Raw genomic sequence first — 13,980 nt, forward strand, 5'->3', positions numbered from 1 at the left:
GGGTCATTGGCCGAGGATCTGCTTCATCAATGCCGCATGCCCGGCTTTGTCGGCGGCCCGGGAGATCACCTGGATCACCGCCATGTGCGTACCGGAGCCGGCGATCAGGGTCGAGTTCAGGGTCAGGCCGCCGCCCTGGGTGGCGGTGCTGTCGATCTGGCGCACGCCGAGACCCTTGAGGGTGAGGCTTCTCTGCGCCTGTTTCTTGAAGTCCGGCAGTGCCTGGGACTGCTGGACCAGGAAGCCGGCGGTCGCGTCATCGAGAAAGGCGCTGTCGTTGTCCTTGACCTGGGCCCCGTTGGGAATGCTGTTCTGCGCCGCGATCACCACGGTACGGGTGTCGTCGTTGGCGTACAGGGTGCCGCTGGCGCCGCCGGTGCCCTTGGCGTCGTCACCCACCGGCAGCGTCGAGGCGTTGAAGCCCTTGGGCAATCTGAAGGCCAGCTTGCCGTCGAGCAGCGTGACTTTTTCGCCCGTGGCCTGGCGAGCGGTGGATTTGCCGGCGGCCACGGCGTTCAACGCACCAAGGCCCGCCACGGCGGCGAACACCAGGACCAGGGCTTTTCTAGCTAGGGATGACATGCACGATCTCCGGGCATCTGGATGGAAGGCGCGCATCATCCCACGCCCGTGGCAGCCGGCTCCAGAGGGATTTCTTTCATTGGATCATCGGCTCTAGCTGCTGCCAGGCCCTGCCCCCGGTACCGGGTCGTGCGCAGCCTGCGGCAGCGGCTACACCAAGCAAAGCCCTGGCGTGGCAGGTCAGGGCGTGTCGTCGAGAAAGCGCCCACGGTGATCGGGGCTGGGCAGCAGGCAGACATCGTAGCGGCCGAACCAGCGATAGCGGTGGCGGGCGATGTAGCTGTAGCCCCAGTCGCGCAGGGGTCGGGGAATCCACTGCAGCAGGCGCAGCCAGCGCCAGGGCGCGGGCAGTTGCGCCATCAGGCGGATGAAGGCTGTGGAGCGCAGGGACAGGCGCTGGCCTTCGATCAGCACCACGCTGTCGAACTGTTCGGTGGACAACCCGGCCCACGCCAGCAGGGCCTGGCCCTGGGGCGATTGCACCGAGGCCAGGCGGATCCGCCGCTCGGTGTCATGGGCGATGACGAAGCGCACCGAGGCGTTGCACAGCTTGCACACGCCATCGAACAGCAGCACTCGCTCGCCAGGTTGCAGGAAGGGCGGCAGGGTATCGCCTGCCATAGTCGTTGCGGAGTGAGCCACGGAGAAAACCTTGCAAGGGTGGAACGACGTCCGGTCCGGGCCGGAACCCGCGCAGCATACTCGCCTTGGCCGATGAATTTCAGGCTTGGGCGGCCGCGGCGAAACCTCTAAGCTGGGCACCTGCTTCAAGCCGCCGTGGAATCCCCCTTGTGAAATTCAGCCTGCCGAAAATCGCCACCGCTCCTTTCTGCCCGCCGGAAGTGGCCGGTTCCGTCACCGTCGACCCCCGTGCCTCGCTGTTCAAGCGCGTGCTGCGCTTCGCCGGCCCCGGGCTATTGGTGTCCATCGGCTACATGGACCCGGGCAACTGGGCCACGGCCATCGAGGCCGGCTCGCGCTATGGCTACAGCCTGCTGTTCGTGGTGCTGCTGGCGAGCCTGGCGGGCATGGTGGTGCAGTGCCTCTGCTCACGCCTGGGCATCGCCACCGGGCGCGACCTGGCGCAGCTTTGCCGCGAGCGCTACAGCCCACGCTCGGCGCGGGTCCAATGGTTGCTGGCAGAGGTCTCGATCATTGCCACCGACCTGGCCGAAGTGCTGGGCTGCGCCTTGGCTTTCCACCTCTTGCTGGGAGTCTCGTTGAGTACGGGAATCGTCATTACCGCCTTCGATACCTTGCTGGTGCTGGCTTTGCAGAACCGTGGCTTTCGCCGCTTGGAAGCGATCATGCTGGCGCTGGTGGCGACCATCGGCGTGTGCTTTTTCATCGAGTTGCTGCTGATCAAGCCCCACTGGCCAGACGTGGCCCGGGGCTTCACCCCGTCGCTGGCGGCCATCAGCGATGCCGCGCCGTTGTACCTGGCGATCGGCATCCTCGGCGCCACGGTGATGCCGCATAACCTGTACCTGCATACCTCGGTGGTCCAGACCCGCCTAGTGGGCAAGGACCTTGCCAGCCGCACCGATGCGATCCGCCTGGCGCGCATCGATACCATCGGTTCCCTGGCCCTGGCGCTGCTGGTGAACGCGGCGATCCTGATCCTTGCTGCAGCGGCCTTCCACAACACCGGGCACAGCGACGTGGTGGAGATCCAGGATGCCTACCACCTGCTCGATCCGCTGGTGGGCGGGGCCCTGGCCAGCGTGCTGTTCGGCGTGGCGCTGCTGGCTTCGGGGCAGAGCTCGACCTTCACCGGGACCATCGCCGGCCAGGTGATCATGGAGGGTTACCTGAACCTGCGGATTCCCTGCTGGCAGCGCCGCCTGATCACCCGTGGCCTGGCGCTGATCCCGGCGTTCATCGGCGTCTGGCTGCTGGGCGACGGCGCGGTGGGCAAGCTGCTGGTGCTGAGCCAGGTGGTGCTCAGCCTGCAACTGCCGTTCGCCCTGTATCCGTTGATCCGCATGACCAACGACCGGCGCCTGATGGGCGTGTTCGTCAACCGCTGGCCGACCCGCTGGCTGGCCTGGAGCCTGTTCGCCGTGATCAGCGCTGCCAATGCCTGGCTCATAGCTAGCCTTTAGCGGCAAGCGGCAAGCGGCAAGCGGCAAGCCAGAGCCAGAGCGCTCAAGCCAAGGCTGATCGCGTCCGGCTTTCAACTTGCCGCTTGCAGCTTGAAGCTTGGAGCTGATCGCGCTAGCGATCCCAATACGGTATTGGCCCGAACTTCGCGACGAAGAAGTCGATCACCGTGCGGACCTTCACCGACAGGCGCCGGCTGCCCGGCCACAGGGCGGCGATCTGTTGCGGTTCGAGGCTGGTGGCCACTTCGAAATCCTCGAACAGCGCCACCAGCCGTCCCTGGTGCAGGGCCTCACCGATCAGCCAGGAAGGAAACATCACCAGCCCCAGGCCTTGTTCGGCGGCCTGGGTCAGGGTGTCGGCGTGGTTGCCGGTCAGCGGGCCAGTGACGCTGTAGGGCGTCCAGAATTCCTGGCCCTGGCGGAAGAACCAGCGCTGCTGGCCGCTTTCGCCCTTGTAGGCCAGGCATTGGTGCTGGTGCAGCTGGTCGGGATGCCGGGGGTGGCCGTGACGGGCCAGGTAGGCCGGGCTGGCGGCGACCCGGTAGCGCTGCGGTGCCAGTAACCGGGCCTGCATCGAGGAGTCTCCCAGCACGCCGATGCGAAACAGCAGGTCGGTGCCGTCCTGCAACGGGTCGATGTAGCTGTCGGTCTGCTGGATATCCAGTTGCAGCTTGGGATAGCGCTGGTGCAGTTCGCCCAGCCAGGGCGAGATATGCCGCTGGCCGAACACCACCGGCGCATTGATCCGCACCAGCCCGGCCGGCTCGTCCTGCTGTTCTTGCAGGGCCTGCTCGGCTTCTTCCCATTGCGCCAGCACCCGCCGGGCATGGTGCCCCAAGAGGCGCCCGGCCTCGGTGGGGCTGACCGCCCGGGTATGGCGATACAGCAACTGTTGGCCCAGGGCCTGTTCCATCAGCTGGACCTGCCGCGAAATGGAGGAGGGTGCCAGGCCTTCGCGTCGGGCCACGGCAGAGAAACTGCCCTGGTCGAGCACCGCGATGAACAGCCGCAGGGCCTTGAAACCCAGGTCGTTGAAGCCTTGCATGGGAAGTCCTTGCTGTGCGCTTTACGCAAAAGTGTTGTCGGCATGCTCCCATTTATCGCAAAGCACGGGCAACCAATAATGCTCGCCATTCCATGAACCCAAGAGGTACCCCATGTCTTGCGAAACCCTTGACCCTACGCTGCCACCGCCAGTGGCCCCTGCTGTATCCACTGCCGGCTGGCAACGCCTGGCCCTGCTGCCGCTGGTGATCCTGGCCGGCATGGGCCTGTCGGTGGAGGCCGGCTTGCTCGGCCCCCTGGGAGCCCAGGTCGGCCACCTGTGGGCGACCCTGAGCATCTTCGGCGTCGGCGCGGCGTTGCTGGCCTTGCTGTTGCTGTTCAGTGGCCCGCAGCCGGGGCCGGCCTTGAGCCAGTTGCCGCGCTGGCAGTTGCTGGGCGGAGTGCTGGGGCCGATCTACGTGGTGGTGTTGACCCTGGCCACGCCCCATATCGGCATTGCCATGACCATGATCGCGATTCTTTCCGGCCAGGTCGGCAAGAGCGTGCTGATCGACCACTTCGGCTGGTTCGGCAGTGCCCGCAAACCGGTCAACGCCGAGCGTTGGCTGGCCCTGGTGCTGATCGTCGGCGCCCTGATCCTGATTGCCCGAGGTTGAACATGAACCTGATTCTATTGCTGGTGGTCGTGGTGGCCGCAGGTGCGGTGCTCAGTGTGCAGGCGGCGATCAACGGCCGCCTGGGACAGAGCGTGGGGGTGTTGCGCAGCAGCCTGCTGACCTTCGCCGTCGGTGCCCTGGTCACCTCGCTGCTGATCGTGTTCTTCCAGCCGCCCCAGGCCATGAGCCTGTTGCAGGCGCCCAAGTGGCAGCTCAGCGGCGCGCTGTTCGGCGTGGTGTACATGCTGGTGATGGTCGGCGCGGTGCCTCGGGTCGGGACTGCCGTGGCGACGGTGGCGGTGATCCTCGGGCAGTTGGGCATGGGCATGTTGATCGACCACTTCGGCTGGTTCGGCAACCCGGCCATGGCACTTTCCGGCAACCGCATCCTGGCGATGCTGTGCCTGGCCCTGGCCTTGTTGTTCATGTACCGCAGCAGCCTGCGCCGTAGCTGAGGGTCTAGGGGCGTTCCACGCAGCTGAGGGCTCAGGATCCTTCCAGGCAGTTGGCGGCCACTTGCGCCACCTGGGCATCTTCGCCGGAGCGGACGCCGGACACGCCCACCGCGCCGACCACCTGGCCATCCACGCGAATCGGCACGCCGCCTTCCAGGGAGGTCAGCAGCGGCGCCGAGAGAAAGGCGCTGCGCCCGGCATTGACCATGTCTTCGTAGGCCTTGGACTCACGCCGGCCCAGGGCGGCGGTGCGGGCTTTCTCCAGGGCTATGTAGGCACTGATCGGCGCGCAGCCGTCCAGGCGCTCCAGGGCCAGGGGATGGCCGCCATCATCGACCACGGCGATGCTCACCGGCCACTGCTGGCGATGGGCCTCGGCCCGGGCGGCGGCGAGGATGCGGCTGACTTCGTCTTGGCACAACACGGCTTTGTGGTGCATGGCAGGCTCCATTGGGTTCAAGGCTTGAGGGCGGCGTCCAGCAGTTCGATCCAGTGGCGTACCGGAGTGCGCCCGGCGCCATCCAGGTGGCTCTGGCAGCCGATGTTGGCAGTGGCGATCACGTCCGGGCTGCCGCTTTCCAGGGCTCGCAACTTGTCGTCGCGCAGTTGCCGGGCCAGGGCGGGCTGGGTCAGCGAATAGGTACCGGCCGAGCCGCAGCACAGGTGGCCGTCGGGCACCGAAGTCAGGTTGAAACCCAAGCGTTGCAGCAGGCTTTCCACGGCGCCGCCCAGTTGCTGGGCATGTTGCAGGGTGCAGGGGCAATGGACGGCCAGGCGCTGCCCACTGCGTACTTGCAGCGCTGCCAGAGGTTCGGCCCGCACCACCTCCACCAGGTCCCGGGCCAGGGCGCTGACTTGCTGCGCCTTGGCGGCATAGACCGGATCGTCGGCCAGCAGGTGCCCATAGTCCTTGACGAAGGCGCCGCAGCCGCTGGCGGTTTGGACGATGGCTTCGGCACCTTGTTGCAGGTGCGGCCACCAGGCGTCGATATTGTGCCGGGCCCGCTGGCGGCCGCGCTCCTGGGCATCCAGGTGGTAGTCCACGGCGCCGCAGCACGCGGCCTCGGCCACCGGCTGCACGCTGATGCCCAGGCGGTCCAGGACCCGGCTCGCGGCGGCGTTGGTATTGGGCGACAGCCCCGGCTGCACGCAGCCTTCGAGCAGCAGCACGCGCCGCGCGTGGACCCTGTCCGGGCGCACGCCGGCGGCGGGTACCTGGCGCGGCAGCTTGTCTTGCAGGGCCTGGGGCAGCAGCGGGCGCAAGCGGCTGCCGCCCAGTACCAGTGTCTTGAACAGCTGCGGGTTGCCCGCCAGGGTCCGCAAGCCCTGGCGCAGCAGACGCTGGCCGGCGGGCCGGGGCAGGGCGGCGTCCACCACCGCCCGGCCGATGTCCAGCAGGTTGTGGTACTCGACGCCCGATGGGCAGGTGCTCTCGCAGTTGCGACATGACAGGCAACGGTCCAGGTGCAGTTGCGCCTGGTGGGTGACCGCGGCGCCCTCCAGCACCTGCTTGATCAGGTAGATGCGGCCGCGCGGCCCGTCCAGCTCGTCGCCCTGGACCTGATAGGTGGGGCAGGTCGCGTTGCAGAACCCGCAATGCACGCAGCTGCGCAGGATACGTTCGGCTTCGGCGGCCCTTGGCAACTGCCGGGCCTCGGGGCTGAGGGTGGTCTGCATGGATCAGAGCTCCGGGTAGAGTCGGCCGGGGTTGAAGATGCCCTGGGGATCGAGCTGCGCTTTCAGGCGTTGGTGATAGTGCAGCAGGGTCGGTTCCAGGGGCTGGAAGGGGCTGTCCAGCAGGCCATGGCTGTAGCAACTGGCATGACCGCCAGCGGCGCTGGCCACGGCGCGGATGCGCTCGGTCGGAGCATCGGACTTGAGCCAGCGCTGGGCGCCGCCCCAGTCCAGCAATTGGGTGCCGGGTAACGCAAGCTCCGGGGTGTTGTGCGGCAGCGACAGGCGCCACAGCGGCAGGCCGGGGTCGAAAAACGGCAGTTGCTGCTCGTTGAGCCGGTTCCAGTAGTGGCTGTCCAGGGGCTCGCCGCCGAGCCGATCGCGGGCCGCGGCAACTGAGCTTTCGCCCCCTTCCAGGCGCAGGTGCAGGCGGCTGCCATCGTGGCAGGCGGCACTGATGGGCAACGGCTGCTGGCCCCATTGCGCGAGCCTGGCCAGGGCTTGCCCGGCAGGCAGTTCCAGGCTCAGGCTCAGGCAGTGGCGCGGCTTGGGCAGCACCTTCAGCGAGACTTCGGTCACCAGAGCCAGGCAGCCGTAGCTGCCGGCCATCAACCGCGACAGGTCGTAGCCGGCGACATTCTTCATCACCTCGCCACCAAAGCGCAGGTGCTGGCCCAGGCCACTGATGATCCGGGTGCCCAGGACGAAGTCACGCACCGCTCCGACCCAGGGTCGGCGTGGCCCGGACAGGCCACTGGCAAGCATGCCGCCCAGGGTGGCGCCGGTACCGAACGCCGGCGGCTCGCAGGGCAGCATCTGTCCGGCGGCATCCAGTACCGCCTGCAGTTCGCCAAGCGGTGTTCCGGCCCGGGCGCTGATCACCAGTTCGGTGGGGTCGTAGCTGACGATGCCGCGATGGACCCGGGTATCGAGGATTTCGCCGGCGCTGTCGCGCCCCAGGAACGCCTTGCTGTTGGAGCCCTGGATGCGTAGCGGGGTGGCGTTGTCCAGGGCGTCGCGCACCTGCTCCAGCAGGGCTTCGCTGGCGTCGCAATCGGTGGGGGCGGCCATCAGAAACGCTCCAGTTCGGGGAAGGGTAACTGCCCATGGTGGATGTGCATGGCCCCGGCCTCGGCGCAGCGGTGCAGGGTCGGGATGTTCTTGCCGGGGTTGAGCAGGCCCAGGGGGTCGAAGGCGCGCTTGATGCCGTGGAACAGGCTCAGCTCGTCGCCGCTGAACTGCACGCACATCTGGTTGATCTTCTCCCGGCCCACGCCGTGCTCGCCGGTGATGGTGCCGCCCACCGCCACGCACAGCTCGAGGATCTTGCCACCCAGGGTTTCCGCTCGCTCAAGTTCCCCACTCTGGTTGGCATCGAACAGGATCAACGGGTGCATGTTGCCGTCGCCGGCATGGAACACGTTGGCCACCCGCAGCTGGTGTTCGGCGGCTAGCCGGGCGATGCCGTGCAGCACGGCGGGCAGTTGGCGCCGGGGAATGGTGCCGTCCATGCAGTAGTAGTCCGGCGACAAGCGGCCCACCGCCGGGAAGGCATTCTTGCGCCCGGCCCAGAACCGCGCGCGCTCGGCCTCGTCCCGGGCCAGGCGCACTTCGCTGGCGCCGGCCTGTTGCAGCAGTTGGCGCACCCGCTCGCAGTCGTCGTGGACATCGGCCTCGACCCCATCCAGCTCGCACAGCAGCATGGCCTGGGCATCCACCGGGTAGCCGGCGTGGATAAAGTCTTCGGCGGCGCGGATCGCCAGGTTGTCCATCATCTCCAGGCCGCTGGGGATGATGCCCGCGGCGATGATCGCCGCCACCGCCTGGCCGGCGTTCTCCACCGAGTCGAAGGCCGCCAGCAGCACCTTGGCGATCTGCGGCTTGGGCAGCAGCTTGACCGTGACTTCGGTGATCACCCCCAGCAGCCCCTCGGAACCGGTGAACAGCGCCAGCAGGTCGAAGCCCGGCGAATCCAGGGCCTCGCTGCCCAGGGTCAGGGGTTGGCCCTCGACGGTGAGCATCCGCACCTGGAGCAGGTTGTGCACGGTCAGACCGTATTTCAGACAGTGCACGCCACCGGCGTTTTCCGCGACATTGCCACCGATGGAGCAGGCGATCTGCGACGACGGGTCGGGGGCGTAGTACAGCTCGTAGGGCGCCGCGGCCTGGGAGATCGCCAGGTTGCGCACCCCGGGTTGCAGGCGCGCGCAGCGCGCGGCGGGGTCGATCTTGAGGATGTCCTTGAACCGCGCCATCACCAGCAGCAGGCCCTTTTCCAGGGGCAGGGCGCCGCCGGACAGGCCGGTGCCCGCGCCCCGGGCCACCACTGGTACCCGTTGCTGGTGGCAGATCTTGAGGATCTGCTGCACCTGCTCCAGGCGCCGGGGCAGGGCCACCAGCAGCGGGGTGCTGCGGTAGGCGCTCAGGCCGTCGCATTCGTAGGGCTTGAGTTGCTCCTGGCGGTCCAGCAGTTCCAGGTCCGGCAGCTGGCTGCGCAGGGCGTGGATCAAGGCTTGGCGGTCGACCTCGGGCAGGGCGCCGTCGAGGCGTTCATCGTAGAGAATCGTCATGGCTGGCGAATGACCTTGTGTCGTTGTTATCAGGTCGCGACTGCATCACGCATGCCTTGCATCATTGGCCCGGGGCGCCTTAGTGTCCATGTGCGCCGGCAGTGGTCGAACCACTTTGTTTTCCGGTACTTGCCCCGGGCTCCAGTAAAACTGATTGATTTCAGCAAGTTGCAGCCAAGCCAGGAAGTGGTCGCGAATCGACAAGGAACTGGTCATACCAGTGGGAGGCGAGATGCAGGACAAACCGGGACAGCCGCGCTTGCAGGTGGCCGATAGGGTCTGCGCGCGGATCGAGCGCCTGATCGTCGACGGGGTATTCAAGACCGGCCAGCTGTTGCCCTCGGAGCGGCGCCTGACCGCCAAGCTCGGGGTCTCGCGCACGGCCCTGCGCGAGGGCCTGAAGCTGTTGCGGGCCCGGGGCATCATCGACACGGTGCAGGGTCGTGGCTCGCAGGTGGCGCAACTGTCGGCGCCGGCGGCGGACTCGCCACTGCTGCACCTGTTCAGCTCCCAGCCACGCACTCTCTACGACTTGCTGGAGGTCCGCGGCCTGCTGGAGGGCGAGTCGGCGCGGCTGGCGGCCCTGCGTGGTACCGAGGCCGACTTCGTGCTCATCGGCCGTAGCTACCAGGCCCTGCTCGACGCCCATGACCAGGACCTGGAGCCCGCCGACCTGGCGCGCCTGGACCATGCCTTCCACCTGGCCATCTGCGAGGCTTCGCACAACCCGGTGCTGGTGCAGACCCTGGGCTCGCTCAACGGCCTGTTGCTCAATTCGGTGTTCGCCTCGGTCAACAACCTCTATCACCGGCCACTGCACAAGCGCCAGATCGACCGCCAGCATGCGCGCTTGTACCACGCGGTCACCGGTCGCTTGCCGGAACAGGCGCGCAAGGCCGCACAGGCGCATATTCAGGGCATCGCGCAAAACCTGCAGGAGATCGAAGAAGAGGAGCAGCGCTTGGTGCGGGCCACGCTGCGCCTGCAAGGCTGGGATTGAGCCTCGGCGCTGGGGATGGCGCCGGGTGGCGCCATCCGGTTTACCGGCTAGACCGAAGGGCGCCAGGTGACGTTGTGGATACCGAACTTCTCCGCCGTGGGGCGGCTGGTCTTCTTCACTTGTTCGCGCCCGAAGCGGCCGATGCGGCCCACCCCGGCGTCGCAGCTGGCCCAGTGCCAGGCCTCGGCGTTGTCCATCTTTTCCTGGCGGATGATGAAGGACTTGGGAGCACCGTGCAGGGTGTATTCGATGACGAAGAGTTTTGCGTTGTTCATAAAGCGTTCAATCCTCCCTGTGATGCAGCAGTGATCCCCCTGCGGCGGAAAAATTCACTCGGATTGCCCCAGCGGGCCGGCGAGGTGTCGAAAAATCCCGGCAGGCCATCCAAACGAATGGATATCGAGTGCCACGGCATCGATTTGGCTAGTGCTGGCTGGTGGCTGCCTCGACGGCTGGTTACCATGGTCGCCCGCCGTCCCGCCGCGACCTTGCCATGGCCCTAGCCGCTCCTCCCGACCTCACCGACACCGCGATTCCCGTGCAGCCGCTGGCCCGTACCTACCCGCGCGGGTTGTTCGTCGAGCCCCACGAGCACGACTGGGGCCAGCTGCTGTATGCCATGAGCGGGGTGATGTGGGTCGAGACTCCCCACGAGGCCCTGGTGGTGCCGCCGCAGCGGGCGGTATGGCTGCCGCCGGGCGTGGTCCATGGCATCCGCGTGGTCAGCGACCTGCAGATGCGCAATATCTACCTGCGTCCCTCCCTGGCGGCGACCCTGGATACCAGGGTCCAGGTGCTGCAAGTGGATACCCTGCTGCGGGAGTTGATCGTGCGCCTGGTGGAGCTCGAACCACCCCAGCCGGACTACTACGAGGCCCTGGTGGGCCTGGCCCTGCTGGAGCTGCAACGGGCGCGGCGCTCGGAGTTGAAGATCGTCTTGCCCGATGCCGCCGACCGGCGCCTGTGCAGCCTGTGCCAGGCGGTGATGGCGGCACCGTCCCTGGAGATATCCTTCGAGCAGCATGCCGAGGCCGTCGGGGCCAGCGTGCGTACCCTGGCGCGCTTGTTCAAGGAACGCCTGGGCCTGGGCTTCGCCGAATGGCGGCGCCAGGTGCAACTGGCCACCGCGGCGGCGGAGCTGATCCAGGGCGTGCCGGTGAGCCGGATCGCCCGGGAGCTGGGTTATTCCCCCAGCAGTTTCAGCGACATGTTCCGCCGTGAGCTGGGCGTCGCCCCCTCGCAGTATGTCGCCGGCCAGCCCTCGGCCTGAGACACCGCGATGCTTTGGCCGATAGCCTGAAGTACTTGGCCGATGCCACTGCCTCCTTGTCTCTAGAATCCACTCCATGCCTGTAGCCGCTGCCGAGCCTGTGAAGCTGCGTTCGGGGCCGCAGGGCCCTGCGCGATCCAAGGCTCGCGGTGGCCCTGCGGGACATGCGTAGCCTGCGGCAGCGGCTACACGAAGCGACGCTGTAGTTGCAGCCGAGCCCATGCACCACGGCCTTTTGGGAGCGAGCCATGAATTACCTGATGTCCCTGGCGGCCGGCCTGCTGGTCGGGCTGCTCTACGGTGCCCTGCAGGTGCGTTCCCCGGCACCGCCAGCCATCGCCCTGGTGGGGCTGCTGGGCATGCTCGGTGGCGAACAGCTGTGGCCCCTGGGGCGCCAACTGTTCAGCCAGTGGCTGTCCTGATCGCTGATATCGACTGTTTTTCGACCCATGGAGTCTTTGATGAAAGCACTGCAATTTTCCGCCACCGGCGACCTCGCTTCCCTGCAACTGGTGGAGGTTCCGACTCCGGTCCCCGGGCCCGGCCAGGTATTGGTACGGATCAAGGCGGCGGGCCTGAATCCCAGCGATGTGAAGAATGTCCTCGGGCGTTTTCCCTACACCACGCTGCCACGGATTCCCGGACGGGATTTTGCCGGGGTGGTGGAGCAGGGGCCGGACGACTTGATCGGCCAGGAAGTCTGGGGCACCGGCAGGGACCTGGGCTTTTTCGCCGACGGCAGCCACGCCCAGTACGTGGTGTTGTCGGCCAGCGGCGTGGCGCTCAAGCCCCGGCACCTGAGCTTTGCCCAGGCCGCCAGCCTCGGCGTGCCCTATACCACCGCCTGGGATGCCCTTGAGCGTAGCGGCGTGGTCGCCGGTACCCGGCTGCTGGTGATCGGTGGCGGCGCCGTGGCCACTGCGGCCCTGGCCCTGGCCAAGGTTCGTGGCGCCCAGGTGCTGGCGGCGGCGCGCCGGCCGGAGCAGGTGCAGGCGTTGCAGGCCCAGGGCTATCCGGCGCTGCAACTGGCGCAGCCGGAAAACCTCGCCACCCAGGTGGGCGAGCATCATGCCGGCGGCGCCGAGGTGATCTTCGACACTACCGGCTTCTGGCTGCCGGCGGCGGTGCCGGCCCTGGCCACGTTCGGTCGGATCGCCATCATCGCCGCGCCGGTGGATGGCCATGTGCAGCTGCCGGCCCTGGCCCTGTACCGCAAGGGTGGCTCGGTGGTGGGGATCAATTCGCTGCTGTATGGCGTCGAGGAATGCGCGGCGATGCTGGAGCAGTTCGGTCGCTATTTCGACGAAGGCTTGTTGCCGCTGCCCGAGGGATTGCTGGAGTCGCCGCTGGAGCAGGGGCTGGAGCGCTATGCCGAGGTCAACCAGGGCGGTGGCGACAAGGTGATCCTGATTCCTTGAGGCGGGCAGGGCCGGGGGCGTTGACGCAGCTTCGCAGGCTTAGCAGCGGCTACAGGGTTTGTTTGTGTAGCCGCTGCCGCAGGCTGCGTACGGGCCGTAGGGCCGCAGGGTTTGTGGGATCGCTGAAGGTCCTGCGGGCCTTGGCGCAGCTTCGCGGGCTCAGCAGCGGCTACAGGTTTGGGTAGGACCGATCACGGGGTCATTGCGGGACGCCGTGCTCCCAGGCCGACCAGTTCTTGAGGATGTCCTGCACCAGGGGGTTGCCGGCTCGGTAGAGGTTTTCCAGGGCTGGTACGAAACCGCCCTGGTCGGCGTACTTGAGCAGGTTGTCCACTTCGCTGGCACCGGGTGCCGGGCGGTCGAAGTCCGAGCCGGCGCGCAGTACCGCCAGGCGCTGGACGTCCACTCGGCCTTCGCGGCTGGCCCGCAGCAGCGCCTCGTAGGTGGAGTTGTCTTCCTGCTGGGTGGTGCAGTAAACGCCTTTGTTGTCGGTGAGCAAGCGGGTCCAGACCTCAGCTCGTTCGCTCAGGCGCGTGCCGGAGAACCAGGTGTTGCCGGCCAGGGTGTCGCAGCGGGTGACCACCGGCGGTTGGTTGGCCGGAGCCTGGGGATACTTCAGGCGCCAGGCTGCTGATTCCTTGCTTTCGCTCAAGGTCACCTTCTGGCTCAGGGCGAAGGCCTTGGCCTGGAGTTTCGGGTTGAGTTCGAACACTTCGGTCTTGTAGTCCAGGGGCGGTTTTTCATTGGGCCCCTTGGTGTTGATGCCCAGGTAGCCGGTGGGCCATTCCTTGGGCGCATCCCGCGAGTCGAGCTCCCACTGGGTGCCGAACTCCACCAGGTAATGGGCCCAGGCCGCAGTGCCGATGGTGCCCTGGTGCGGGCTGATGCCGGCGATCCCTGCAATGAGGAAGTAGCTCTTGCGCAGGTCGAACTGCGGCGACAGCGCCAGGGCCAGGGTCGAGGCCGCGGCGTTGGTCTGGCCCATGCCGGTGGTCAGCAGGCACACCTGCCGGTCGTTGTTGCAACTGATGTCCGGGTATTCTCCGGCCAACCCGGGGACACGCACCTTGTGCTTGAGCTCCAGGCGCTCGATCCAGTTCTGTGCCTCCGGAGCAAACATGCTGATCAGCACCACCTTGGGCTTGATCGGCGCCTCATTGGCCCAGGCCCCGCCGGCCAGCACCGCACTCAGGCCCACTATCCACGAAACTTTCTGCATGCCACGCATAACACCTCCATGATTGC

General features: G+C 67.1%; 16 protein-coding genes. 7 read left to right on the plus strand and 9 right to left on the minus strand.

Annotated elements, in window-relative coordinates:
• Nucleotides 1-3: 3 nt before the first annotated feature.
• Nucleotides 4-582, minus strand: coding sequence for a hypothetical protein (locus C4K40_RS12835; protein WP_031321460.1), 579 nt, complete (start codon nucleotides 580-582; stop codon nucleotides 4-6).
• Nucleotides 583-762: 180 nt separating this feature from the next.
• Nucleotides 763-1,203 (minus strand): thiol-disulfide oxidoreductase DCC family protein, encoded by a 441-nt coding sequence (locus C4K40_RS12840; protein ID WP_053138052.1) that lies wholly within the window; start codon nucleotides 1,201-1,203, stop codon nucleotides 763-765.
• A 170-nt stretch (nucleotides 1,204-1,373) separates the two neighbouring features.
• On the opposite strand from C4K40_RS12840, the gene C4K40_RS12845 reads away from it, so the two are divergent.
• Entirely contained in the window at nucleotides 1,374-2,687 is a 1,314-nt protein-coding gene (locus C4K40_RS12845) for an Nramp family divalent metal transporter (protein ID WP_053138054.1), read from the plus strand.
• A gap of 112 nt (nucleotides 2,688-2,799) precedes the next feature.
• On the opposite strand, the gene C4K40_RS12850 is transcribed toward C4K40_RS12845, so the two are convergent.
• Nucleotides 2,800-3,732 carry a LysR family transcriptional regulator gene (locus C4K40_RS12850; protein WP_053138056.1) on the minus strand — a complete coding sequence of 311 codons (933 nt, stop codon included), beginning with the start codon at nucleotides 3,730-3,732 and terminating at the stop codon, nucleotides 2,800-2,802.
• 112 nt (nucleotides 3,733-3,844) lie between these two features.
• Here C4K40_RS12850 and C4K40_RS12855 point away from each other — a divergent pair, with 112 nt between their 5' ends.
• Nucleotides 3,845-4,348 (plus strand): DMT family transporter, encoded by a 504-nt coding sequence (locus tag C4K40_RS12855; protein WP_022643680.1) that lies wholly within the window; start codon nucleotides 3,845-3,847, stop codon nucleotides 4,346-4,348.
• Between the two features lie 2 nt (nucleotides 4,349-4,350).
• The gene (locus C4K40_RS12860) at nucleotides 4,351-4,803 is read left to right on the plus strand and encodes a DMT family transporter (RefSeq protein ID WP_031321462.1); all 453 of its coding nucleotides are present in this window, start codon (nucleotides 4,351-4,353) and stop codon (nucleotides 4,801-4,803) included.
• Between the two features lie 31 nt (nucleotides 4,804-4,834).
• Here the strand turns inward: C4K40_RS12860 and C4K40_RS12865 are convergent, their stop codons facing one another.
• Genes C4K40_RS12865 through glcD form a run of 4 tightly spaced genes read right to left on the minus strand, consistent with a single transcriptional unit; the run spans nucleotide 4,835 to nucleotide 9,047 of the window.
• Nucleotides 4,835-5,242, minus strand: a complete 408-nt coding sequence (locus C4K40_RS12865) for a heme-binding protein (RefSeq protein ID WP_022643682.1) — start codon at nucleotides 5,240-5,242, stop codon at nucleotides 4,835-4,837.
• Nucleotides 5,243-5,259: 17 nt separating this feature from the next.
• Complete coding sequence (gene glcF / locus C4K40_RS12870; protein ID WP_053138058.1) at nucleotides 5,260-6,480, minus strand: glycolate oxidase subunit GlcF; 1,221 nt, start codon at nucleotides 6,478-6,480, stop codon at nucleotides 5,260-5,262.
• A gap of 3 nt (nucleotides 6,481-6,483) precedes the next feature.
• Nucleotides 6,484-7,548, minus strand: a complete 1,065-nt coding sequence (gene glcE / locus C4K40_RS12875; RefSeq protein WP_022643684.1) for a glycolate oxidase subunit GlcE — start codon at nucleotides 7,546-7,548, stop codon at nucleotides 6,484-6,486.
• The gene (gene glcD / locus C4K40_RS12880) at nucleotides 7,548-9,047 is read right to left on the minus strand and encodes a glycolate oxidase subunit GlcD (RefSeq protein ID WP_053138060.1); all 1,500 of its coding nucleotides are present in this window, start codon (nucleotides 9,045-9,047) and stop codon (nucleotides 7,548-7,550) included. Before glcD ends, glcE begins: the two co-directional genes overlap by 1 nt.
• Nucleotides 9,048-9,279: 232 nt before the next feature.
• Here glcD and glcC point away from each other — a divergent pair, with 232 nt between their 5' ends.
• A complete protein-coding gene (glcC, locus tag C4K40_RS12885) occupies nucleotides 9,280-10,047 on the plus strand; it encodes a transcriptional regulator GlcC (protein ID WP_053138062.1) in 768 nt (255 codons plus the stop codon).
• A gap of 47 nt (nucleotides 10,048-10,094) precedes the next feature.
• Here the strand turns inward: glcC and C4K40_RS12890 are convergent, their stop codons facing one another.
• Complete coding sequence (locus tag C4K40_RS12890; RefSeq protein ID WP_022643687.1) at nucleotides 10,095-10,322, minus strand: DUF6555 family protein; 228 nt, start codon at nucleotides 10,320-10,322, stop codon at nucleotides 10,095-10,097.
• Between the two features lie 218 nt (nucleotides 10,323-10,540).
• On the opposite strand from C4K40_RS12890, the gene C4K40_RS12895 reads away from it, so the two are divergent.
• The 3 genes from C4K40_RS12895 (at nucleotide 10,541) to C4K40_RS12905 (ending at nucleotide 12,735) form a co-directional block, all read left to right on the plus strand.
• The gene (locus tag C4K40_RS12895) at nucleotides 10,541-11,317 is read left to right on the plus strand and encodes a helix-turn-helix transcriptional regulator (RefSeq protein ID WP_053138064.1); all 777 of its coding nucleotides are present in this window, start codon (nucleotides 10,541-10,543) and stop codon (nucleotides 11,315-11,317) included.
• Between the two features lie 248 nt (nucleotides 11,318-11,565).
• Nucleotides 11,566-11,739: a DUF1427 family protein gene (locus C4K40_RS12900; RefSeq protein ID WP_083457005.1), complete on the plus strand. Its 174-nt coding sequence runs from the start codon at nucleotides 11,566-11,568 to the stop codon at nucleotides 11,737-11,739.
• 39 nt (nucleotides 11,740-11,778) lie between these two features.
• Nucleotides 11,779-12,735 (plus strand): zinc-binding alcohol dehydrogenase family protein, encoded by a 957-nt coding sequence (locus tag C4K40_RS12905; protein ID WP_053138066.1) that lies wholly within the window; start codon nucleotides 11,779-11,781, stop codon nucleotides 12,733-12,735.
• 199 nt (nucleotides 12,736-12,934) lie between these two features.
• On the opposite strand, the gene C4K40_RS12910 is transcribed toward C4K40_RS12905, so the two are convergent.
• Nucleotides 12,935-13,954 (minus strand): purine nucleoside permease, encoded by a 1,020-nt coding sequence (locus C4K40_RS12910; protein ID WP_371263524.1) that lies wholly within the window; start codon nucleotides 13,952-13,954, stop codon nucleotides 12,935-12,937.
• Nucleotides 13,955-13,980: the final 26 nt, after the last annotated feature.

The sequence above is a fragment of the Pseudomonas sp. CMR5c genome (assembly GCF_003850545.1).
Lineage (GTDB): Bacteria > Pseudomonadota > Gammaproteobacteria > Pseudomonadales > Pseudomonadaceae > Aquipseudomonas > Aquipseudomonas piscis.

What these genes read in the sequence shown, in the direction of transcription:
- C4K40_RS12835 (WP_031321460.1), bottom strand. Translation starts at nt 582, where the DNA reads ATGTCATCCCTAGCTAGAAAAGCCCTGGTCCTGGTGTTCGCCGCCGTG.
- C4K40_RS12840 (WP_053138052.1), bottom strand. Translation starts at nt 1,203, where the DNA reads ATGGCAGGCGATACCCTGCCGCCCTTCCTGCAACCTGGCGAGCGAGTG.
- C4K40_RS12850 (WP_053138056.1), bottom strand. Translation starts at nt 3,732, where the DNA reads ATGCAAGGCTTCAACGACCTGGGTTTCAAGGCCCTGCGGCTGTTCATC.
- C4K40_RS12855 (WP_022643680.1), top strand. Translation starts at nt 3,845, where the DNA reads ATGTCTTGCGAAACCCTTGACCCTACGCTGCCACCGCCAGTGGCCCCT.
- C4K40_RS12860 (WP_031321462.1), top strand. Translation starts at nt 4,351, where the DNA reads ATGAACCTGATTCTATTGCTGGTGGTCGTGGTGGCCGCAGGTGCGGTG.
- C4K40_RS12865 (WP_022643682.1), bottom strand. Translation starts at nt 5,242, where the DNA reads ATGCACCACAAAGCCGTGTTGTGCCAAGACGAAGTCAGCCGCATCCTC.
- glcF (WP_053138058.1), bottom strand. Translation starts at nt 6,480, where the DNA reads ATGCAGACCACCCTCAGCCCCGAGGCCCGGCAGTTGCCAAGGGCCGCC.
- glcE (WP_022643684.1), bottom strand. Translation starts at nt 7,548, where the DNA reads ATGGCCGCCCCCACCGATTGCGACGCCAGCGAAGCCCTGCTGGAGCAG.
- glcD (WP_053138060.1), bottom strand. Translation starts at nt 9,047, where the DNA reads ATGACGATTCTCTACGATGAACGCCTCGACGGCGCCCTGCCCGAGGTC.
- glcC (WP_053138062.1), top strand. Translation starts at nt 9,280, where the DNA reads ATGCAGGACAAACCGGGACAGCCGCGCTTGCAGGTGGCCGATAGGGTC.
- C4K40_RS12890 (WP_022643687.1), bottom strand. Translation starts at nt 10,322, where the DNA reads ATGAACAACGCAAAACTCTTCGTCATCGAATACACCCTGCACGGTGCT.
- C4K40_RS12895 (WP_053138064.1), top strand. Translation starts at nt 10,541, where the DNA reads ATGGCCCTAGCCGCTCCTCCCGACCTCACCGACACCGCGATTCCCGTG.
- C4K40_RS12900 (WP_083457005.1), top strand. Translation starts at nt 11,566, where the DNA reads ATGAATTACCTGATGTCCCTGGCGGCCGGCCTGCTGGTCGGGCTGCTC.
- C4K40_RS12905 (WP_053138066.1), top strand. Translation starts at nt 11,779, where the DNA reads ATGAAAGCACTGCAATTTTCCGCCACCGGCGACCTCGCTTCCCTGCAA.
- C4K40_RS12910 (WP_371263524.1), bottom strand. Translation starts at nt 13,954, where the DNA reads ATGCAGAAAGTTTCGTGGATAGTGGGCCTGAGTGCGGTGCTGGCCGGC.